The organism is Chitinophaga sp. (assembly GCF_035761305.1).
In the GTDB taxonomy this organism is placed as follows: Bacteria; Bacteroidota; Bacteroidia; order Chitinophagales; family Chitinophagaceae; genus Chitinophaga.
Window position 1 is genome coordinate 1 of the sequence record NZ_DASTRI010000114.1, and the last position, 9,225, is coordinate 9,225.

Genomic DNA, 9,225 nt, shown 5'->3' on the forward strand with positions numbered 1-9,225 from the left:
CTCCCTCCGCTGCTTCAGATCACCATACCCCGGTATATAATAACGCAGGGGCGTAAACACCACCGTAGCCACGGTAATAGCCACCAGCAGCACAAACAGGGTACTAAGCGCTACATACACACTCATCCGGGATAGCTTGAAAGAGGTTACCTCATCATACGTAGCATCATTCATTATTACCAGGCGGTATTTATGATGAACACGCCCCAGGTCCCTCCCTTTTTTATTACGCTGTTTACCCATAATGCTTTTACTCCGGCTAAAATTAAACAATTAAATCATAAGAATGGAAAGGTAATATGCAAATCTGAAAGAATAAGCCTCAAGAAAAAATATCCTATCTTTAAAATAATTTTTCACATAAACAGTTATAGTAGTAGCCTATACACCCGGCATCCATGAATCGCTATCGACCTTTTTTATTATACATCTTTCCCTGCGCAGTTAGTTTGGTGTTACTGAGTACTGGTCCTATAGCGGTGAATGCCCAGAGCAAATATCCCGCCCGCACACAGGATACTACCCGCAGACCTAATAGCCGCCGCCCCGCTACCCCTGTCAGGAAACCACCCTCCATTGTACAGGACAGAAGATTGCCCTCTGAGAAAATGGCGGAGAAAAAATTTACATGGAACCGCCGCTTCATGCAAAACCTGGTTACCCGGTATAATTACTATTATCATGCAAAAGCCAAGCTGGATGGGGTAGTGAAAAGCATTGCGCGCCAGGGCCTGGATAATTATAATGACCTGCTGCCTTTTTACCCTTACAGCCTGCAGGACCCCGGCCTCAGTAAAACCGAGCTGGACTCCGTAATACTCAAAGCCTCTGTTGCCATCCAGATACATGACCCCCGCGGCAAGTGGATAGATGATTGCTACCTGCTGATAGGCCGCGCCTACTTTTATAAAAGCGACTGGGAAAATGCGCGCAAAACCTTCCAGTACATGAACCTGGCCTTTGCGCCCAAGAAAAAATCGGAGTATACCACTGTGGTTGGCTCGTCCCAGAATGATGTTATTTCCATTGCCACCAAAGAAAAGCGTAAAGGCATCCTGGGCCCCTTCAAGCATAAGAAAGCCCGTAACGACGCCTTTTTATGGAATGCCAGAACCCTGCTGGAAGAAAAGGAGTACGATGAGGTGCAAAGCCTGCTGAACGTGCTGGATGCCGACCCTAACTTTCCCAAACGCCTGCAGGGCGACCTGGCGGAAGTACGGGCCTACAGCCGTTACAAACAAGGCATGTATGCAGAGGCCATCAGCCCGCTGCGTGAAGCTATTGCCGGCACACACAACAAAGAAACACGCGCACGTATGTCGTACATATTGGGACAGCTGTATGCCCGGCGCCAGCAGCCCGACTCCGCCATGGACATGTTCCGGAATGTGATCAGGCAAAAGCCGGACCCCATGATGGACCTGCAGGCCCGCCTGCAGATAGCACGCCTGAACACCGTGAACGGCGATGCAGGCATAGCGCAAAGCCTGGCCGCCCTGCGCACCATGCTCAAAAAAGAACGTTTCATCCCTTACCGGGATGCCATTTATTATACCATGGCCTCCATTGTTACTCCTAAAGACCAGGAGGCCGCCCTTGGCTATCTTAAAAAATCGCTTAGCCAGCCCAGTGATAATACCGTACAAAAAACACTGTCGTTTAAAGCTGTTGCCGATATTTATTATGGCCAGCGTAAATACCAGCTGGCCAAAAATTATTACGACAGCACGGCCAGCGTAATGCCGCCTGATTTTGCAGACGCGCAGCTGGTAAATGTGCGTAAATCTGTGCTGGGCGATGTGGCTGTTAAGATAGCCGCCATACAACGGGAGGACAGCCTGCAGCGCATTGCCGCCATGCCGGAGGCCGACCGCACCGCCCTGCTGGATAAAATGGTGGCTGATATTAAAAAGGCCGCCGAAGAAAAAGCCAAAGCAGCTGCCGCCGCACAGGAAGCGCAAAACAACAGCGATAACCAGAATAACTTGCTGTCAATGAACAGCGCTTTTGGCAACAATGGCCGCCCCGGCGCCGCCAACCAGGGTAACGACCAGGGCGACTGGTATTTCTATAATCAATCCAGCAAATCATCGGGCTACTCTGAATTTAAACGGCGGTGGGGCAACCGCAAGCTGGAAGATAACTGGCGCCGCAGCCAGAACAGCCAGGTGAACTTTGCCAATAACAACAACCCTGACCAGGCAGATATGCCCGCAGATACGGCGCATATGACCACGGCCGAAAAGCTGAAGGCGCTGCCTGCCGATAGTGTAAACACAGCCCTGCTGGCTGTTGACCTGCCCCTGACACCCGAAAAGCTGCAGCAGTCAAAAGCAGTGCAAATGGATGCCTGGTTTGACCTGGGCAAACTGTACCACGATAAGCTGGACGCCACAGAACTGGCCATTGAAGCCTACGACAGCCTGCTGTATAAATTCCCCGACCATCCCAAAAAACCGGAAGTTATCTATTCATTATATGTATGGCACAACAGCCTGAAAGGCCACACCGCGCAGGCCAGCCAGTATAAGGAGATGGTGCTGAACCAGTACGGCAATACCAACTTTGCCAACATTATTAAATATGGCGCGCTTAAAGATGTGAATGCCGATAAAAAGCAGGAGATTGCTACTGCCTATGACTCGGCTTACGTGGCTTTTAAAACCGGCCGCTACGACCTGGCCCTCGAAAGGAAACGCGAGGCCGACTCCGTTTACGGCTTCAATTACCTGCAGCCCAGGTTTGACCTGCTGGAGGCCATGATTATTGTGAAAACAGATACCGCCGATATAGCTACCGACAGCCTGTTCCTGGGCCGGAAAGCCGTACAGGCCGTACTCACCAAATATCCCGGCGACTCTGCCGTGCAGCAGCAGGCGCAGGCCCTGCTGGATGCGCTGAACCGCAAAAAAGACCTGGTAGCCTACCTGGGCCAGCTACAGGTTCAGCAAACCGACTCCGGCGGCGCCATGGTGGATGAGAACATTACCATGCGCTACCCGTGGCAAACGCCCAAGCCTAACTTTAAGGACTCTGTAGGCTTAAAAACCAACCAGCCGGTAAATCCAACGGTTTCCAGCCAGGTAACAGCAGCACCGCCGCCGCCTATGAAGCCGGTTACGCCGTACAAGCTGTTAAATACGCCTGTCCCGCACTTTGTGGTGCTGTCTTTCCAGCGGGTGAACAAGGCGCTGATTGATGAAGGGCTGGAGCAGTTTACCCGTTACAATGCGTCCAAACATGCGGCGGATAATATACAGGTAGGGTCTTTTGTGCTGACACCCAATGAAATTATGCTGGTGTTCCGCCTGTTCCCCGACGAAAACAAGGCGCTGGATTACTTTGACGAGATCCGGGCAGCTGCGCCGGTGAGCATTATTCCGCGCATCCGCCCTACGGATTATACCATGTTCATTATATCAAGGGACAATTTCATTCTGCTGAACAGCACCAAAGACCTGCAGGGGTATAAGGAGTTTTTTGACAAGAACTACGTGACGCAATAATTATCAATTACGAATTATTCAATTACGAATTAATGGGGCGGTGTTTCGGTAATTTAGTAGATTGTTACTTGGCACAGTGTGAGAAAGTGACGGCAATTATCGCCTGCTGTTCACCAGTTAACTCCTTCTAAATACCTCATTTTCAACACCCGTTTATTAATTGCGTTATCTTTTAACGTATTCTTAGTTCTTTTTAGGTCCTGTAATTTGTAACCGCCTTATTTAGCACGTAAATTGCTTTTTATACATAGCGCAGCAGTCAATTCGTAATTCGTAATTGAATAATTCGTAATTAATTTTCATAGTTTTGCCCGATTGTTGCACTTAATTTATTTATAATATTACCAGATGAAACGATCCGTGAAAATACTCTGGACTGTGTCTTTCAGTCTGTTGGGCGTGTTTATCTTACTGTTATTACTGATCAATTTCCGGGTCATAGGCAATATGCCCTCCATGGAGGAGCTGGAAAACCCGCGGGCAGCCCTGGCCTCTGAAGTAATTGCAGAAGACGGCACTATTTTGGGCAAGTATTACCAGGTAGACCGTTCCAGCTCTGACTACAACGAAATTTCAAAGAATGTGATCAATGCGCTGATTGCTACTGAGGATGAGCGCTTTTATGAACACTCCGGTATAGACGCCCGCAGCACCATTGCCATTCCTTTTTACCTGATGGTAGGAAAAAAACGGGGGTCCAGCACCATTACCCAGCAGCTGGCCCTGAACCTGCAATCTGACAAAAGCGGCAAGCAGCGCGCCAGCAATCCTATTGTACGCGGGTTCCAGAAGCTGCAGGAATGGCTGATTGCCATTAAGCTGGAACGCAACTTTACCAAAAAGGAGATCATCACCCTGTACCTGAATACCGTTGCTTTCGGGGATAATGTATATGGCATTGAGAACGGCGCCCGCACCTTTTTCAGCAAAGATGCCGGCCACCTTTCCATAGAGGAAGCCGCCACCCTTATAGGCATGCTCAAGGGCAACACCATCTACAACCCGCGCCGGAACCCCTCTGCCTCCATGCTGCGCCGCAACACGGTAATAGAGCAGATGGAAAAGAACGGGTACATTACCAAAGCAGAAGCACAGGCAGCTGAAAGCCGCCCGATTGTGCTGCGCTACAATAAAATAGACCATAACAAAGGCTTGGCCCCCTACTTCCGCGAAGTGCTGCGCGATGAGCTGAAAGACTGGTGCCAGAAGCACAAGAAAGCCGACGGCTCCGAGTACAACCTGTACCGCGACGGCCTGAAGATATATACCACTATTAATCCCCGCATGCAGCTGTATGCGGAGGAAGCCGTAGGCAAACACCTGATGGAGCTGCAGAAAGTATTTGCCAACCAAAGCAATATTAAGTCCGGCAGCGTGTGGAAGAACTGGCAAAAGTACCTGGACCGTTACATGAAGGAGTCTGACCGCTACCAGGATATGAAGGAAGCCAATGCCTCTGACGATGAGATTAAAAAGGCATTTAACACCCCTACCAAAATGAAGGTGTTTGCCTGGAGAAGCCCCTCTGAGCCGGATCTGAACGAGATTGATACGGTAATGACGCCCATGGATTCCATTAAATACATGCGGGCCATATTGCAATCGGGCTTTATGGCTATGGACCCGGAGAGCGGTGAGGTAAAAGCCTGGGTAGGCGGCCCGGATTTCCGTTATTTCAAGAATGATCACGTGTCACGCACGCGGCGCCAGGTAGGTTCTACCTTTAAGCCCTTCCTGTATTGCTTTGCGCTGATGAATGGCATGTCGCCCAACACCATGCTGCCCAATGAGCCTATTACCATTGGCAACTGGACGCTGACCCGCAACTCCGAAGGCAGCGTAGGCGGTGAAATTACCATGGCCGGCGCGCTGGCCCGCTCCCTGAACCTGGTATCGGCCTACCTGATAAAACAGCTGGGCGCAAGGGCTTTTGCGGATTTTGCCAAGACCAAGATCGGTTTTGACAGCGATATACCGCCCTATCCTTCCATAGCACTGGGTACGCCGGAAATATCGCTGTATGAAATGCTGCAGGCCTACACCATGTTCCCTGCCCGGGGTATTATCACCAAACCCATTTACATGACCCGCATAGAGGACCGTAACGGCAACATACTGGAAACCTTTGCCCCGGTAAAACGGGAGGTGATCAGCGAAAACGAAGCCTACACCATGGTAAAAATGATGGAAGGCGTAGTAGCACCGGGCGGTACCGGCGCACGTATGCGTTACCGTTATAAAATGGAAGGTGAAATAGCGGGTAAAACCGGTACCACCAACGATAACACAGACGGCTGGTTCATAGGCTATACCCCGCAGCTGCTGGCGGGCGCCTGGGTAGGCTGTGAAAATAACTTCCTGCGTTTCAGCACCACGGCTGTAGGCCAGGGCGCCAATACGGGCCTGCCTATATGGGCTTACTTTTTCCAGAAAGTGTATGCAGATAAAACACTGAAGATAGATAACAAATCCACCTTCCCCATTCCGCCTACGCTGCACAACGATATTTACCTGAACTACAATTCCAATGTGCAGCCGGGAGCAGAGGCGGAAGATGTAGGCTCCGGCAGCGCCAGCGATTATATTGATGTTTCCCAGTACGGTGAGGAGCCGGCGCCTGCAGAACCCAGGAAGGAAACCGAAGCGCAGAAAGAAAAAGAAAAGGAACAAAAGGAGAAGGAAAAACCAAAGGAAGGACAGCAGCAACCAAAGGCTACTTATCCGCCCCCGCCTCCAAAGAAAGATAATTGATCAATCAGCATAAAAAAAGGAAGCCGGCCGGCTTCCTTTTTTTATGCCCTTAAAAGTATATCCAACTGTATTTCGCGGTATAAATATAGCACCGGGTAAGGCCGCGCAGTAAACCGGCAAACGCTGTTGAACAATAACAGGTTCTTTATTACTGCCCGGGTAAAGCAACCCACTAAAAAAGGGAAGCCTCACGGCCTCCCTTCATTATTATTAATTCTTAATTATTCATTATTAATTACCTGCCTACTTCTTGCGCTGGGGGCGTTGCACGCTCTGCTGGCGCTTTTGCATTTCCTCCAGCCGCTCCTGCCATTTGGATTTGGACACCGGTTTCTTTTTATTTTCCTGGATGCGGGCATGTATCTTATCATGGTTGATCACAAAAGTTTGTAATACCCACTGCAGTAAAATACTGATCAGGTTAGACAGGAAGTAATAGAATGTTAAGCCAGCAGCCAGGCGGTTAAATACGCCTAACAGCATAACCGGGAAAATGTACGGCATATACTTCATTGCCGGGTTGCTCTGGTCGGCCATACCACGGTTGTAGAAGGCCAGTACCAGGCTGGTGCCGGTCATGAGCAGGGTAAACAGGCTCACGTGATTGCCGTAAAAAGGTATATTAAACGGTAAGTTAAAGATAGAATCGTAGGTAGAAAGGTCCTTTGCCCACAGGAAGCTCTCCTGCCGCAACTCAATAGACGACGGGAAAAAGCTGTACATCGCCACCAGTATAGGTAATTGCAGCAATGCAGGCAAACAGCCGCCCAGCGGGTTTACGCCGGCGCTCTTGTACAGCTTCATCTGCTCCATACCAAAAGTTTGCTGATCATCCTTGTATTTGGCGCGCAGCTCGTCCAGCTCGGGTTTCAGCACCTTCATTTTAGCCTGCGACACATAACTCTGGTAGGTAAAAGGCGCTATTAACAGGCGGATGAAGATGGTAAGCAGTATGATAATTACCCCATAGTTGCCTATAAAACCGCTCAGGAAGTTAAAGGTGGGAATGATGATCCACTTGTTCACATACTTTACAAATGCAAAAATGCCGGAGCCAAGCGGAATAATATTTTCCAGCCCTATATCAAAGGATTTCAGCGTTTTATAATGGTTAGGACCATAATAGATCTGCATGGGAAAACTGAAATCATGCGCGCGGTTGTATGGTATTTCAAGGGTGGTGAAGGTTTGCCCTACAATATTACCGCTTTCCGGCACCTTGCTGTTTATATCCGCGCTGCTAAAGGGCGTGGAGGTGGTAATAAAGGTAGTATTAAAGAACTGCTGCTTTACGCTTACCCATTGCAGCTTGCTGTTCACCTTTTCATGGCTGGTGCGCTGCAGGGTAAAATAATCGTGCTTATGCTCTGTGGTGCGGTAATGCACCTGGTTGTTCAGCCGCTCGTTCTGCATGTCGTGCTCCTGGATGTGGCTTTCATCATTCCATTGCAGCTGCAGCACCTGTTGTTTGGCGGGCAGCGCATTTTCCATACCCACCGCATGTATGGTATAATTTACCAGGTAGCCGTTGGGCTTCAGGGAATATATATACTCAAGGTATGCTGAAGGGCCGCCCACTTCAAGGCGATAACGCATTGTTTGGGTACCATCGGCTTCCCGTTGTATTTGTCCGCCGGTAAAATACAGGTCGGCGGTATTAAGGGCGTGGTTATTATTTACCGGCAGTTGCAGCGACAGGCGGTTAAAAGAGCCTTCTACCAGCATTAAGGGCTCGCCGGCAGCGCTCTTGAAATCTTTTAGCTGTACACTTTCGGGCTGACCGCCTTTATTGGTAAAGGTGATCTTTACCACCTTGTTTTCCAGTACTGTATGCTGTTCTGTTCCGGTTGCGGCAGTAGCAAAAGCGCCGTATTCACCGGCCAGTTGCGCAGAGTCGGGCTTGCTGCCGGCCAAATTGCTGGTATCTGTTAATGTTTTGGGCTTGTTCAGGTTAGCAATGGAATCCTGCCGGGCTTTTTCCCTGAGGGCTTTCACCTCCTGCTTCTGGTTAAAAACAATATAGCCTACCAGCAAAAGCCCCAGCAGTATAAAACCAATAACCGAGTTTCTGTCCATCGGAATGCAATTAAAATTTAGGCAGCAAAGGTAAGGTAAAAATGTGCAAATGTGCAGACAAGTAAATATGCAAGTGGCGTATGGCCCTAATAAAATATGCAGATATACAGCTGATAATCAAAAATTTACCTGCTGCATACCTGCATATTTGCAAATATGACTATTATATTAATGGTGAACTATCTTTTCTTCTGAGGCCATTACCTTCGCATTCTTGCTTTCGGCGTACTGTTTGGCAGCGCCGATAAAGTGCACGAACAGGGGCGCAGGGCTTTCTACGGTGCTTTTCAGCTCAGGGTGGAACTGGCAGCCTACAAAGAACGGATGGTCCGGCAGCTCTATCATTTCCACCAGGGTGCTTTCCGGGTTATGGCCGGAGGTTACCAGCCCGGCGTTTACAAAGTCGGCCTGGAAATCGTTATTGAACTCATAGCGGTGGCGGTGCCGTTCGCTGATAAGTGTGCTGCCATAGATCTGTGCGGCGCGGGAACCGGGCTTCAGCTGGCAGGTATAGGCCCCCAGGCGCATGGTGCCGCCTTTGGCGGTTATTTTCTTCTGCTCTTCCATCAGGCCAATTACAGGATGGGCTGTTTCGGGGTTCATTTCAGTGGAGTGGGCATCTGTCCAGTGCAGCACGTTGCGGGCATACTCCACTACCGCCATCTGCATACCCAGGCATATGCCAAAGAAGGGCAGGTTATTTTCGCGGGCGTACTGTATGGCGGTAATTTTACCTTCAATACCGCGGTGGCCGAAACCAGGCGCTACCAGCAGACCATCCAGGTTGCGGAGCTTATCGGCCACATTATCAGGAGTAATATGTTCGGAGTGCAGGTTTTGCACTACTACCTTACATTCATTTACGGCGCCGGCATGTATAAACGACTCCAGG

Annotated in this window: 4 protein-coding genes and 1 pseudogene; 2 read left to right on the plus strand and 3 right to left on the minus strand. The window is 49.7% G+C overall.

What is annotated here, in order from left to right; genetic code table 11:
* A pseudogene (locus tag VFS25_RS09945) lies at window positions 1–243 on the minus strand (hypothetical protein); the annotation flags it as partial.
* A 209-nt stretch (window positions 244–452) separates the two neighbouring features.
* On the opposite strand from VFS25_RS09945, the gene VFS25_RS09950 reads away from it, so the two are divergent.
* Together VFS25_RS09950 and VFS25_RS09955 are read left to right on the plus strand one after the other, a co-directional pair.
* Window positions 453–3,506 (plus strand): tetratricopeptide repeat protein, encoded by a 3,054-nt coding sequence (locus VFS25_RS09950; RefSeq protein WP_326461987.1) that lies wholly within the window; start codon window positions 453–455, stop codon window positions 3,504–3,506.
* Between the two features lie 348 nt (window positions 3,507–3,854).
* Window positions 3,855–6,257, plus strand: a complete 2,403-nt coding sequence (locus tag VFS25_RS09955) for a penicillin-binding protein 1A (RefSeq protein ID WP_326461988.1) — start codon at window positions 3,855–3,857, stop codon at window positions 6,255–6,257.
* Between the two features lie 243 nt (window positions 6,258–6,500).
* On the opposite strand, the gene yidC is transcribed toward VFS25_RS09955, so the two are convergent.
* Both yidC and VFS25_RS09965 read right to left on the minus strand, forming a co-directional pair.
* Complete coding sequence (gene yidC, locus VFS25_RS09960) at window positions 6,501–8,333, minus strand: membrane protein insertase YidC (protein ID WP_326461989.1); 1,833 nt, start codon at window positions 8,331–8,333, stop codon at window positions 6,501–6,503.
* 168 nt (window positions 8,334–8,501) lie between these two features.
* Window positions 8,502–9,225: glutamine amidotransferase-related protein (locus VFS25_RS09965; protein ID WP_326461990.1), on the minus strand; the 724-nt coding region annotated here is incomplete at its 5' end.

Coding starts and splice junctions, on each gene's coding strand:
- VFS25_RS09955 (WP_326461988.1), top strand. CDS start 3,855: ATGAAACGATCCGTGAAAATACTCTGGACTGTGTCTTTCAGTCTGTTG.
- yidC (WP_326461989.1), bottom strand. CDS start 8,333: ATGGACAGAAACTCGGTTATTGGTTTTATACTGCTGGGGCTTTTGCTG.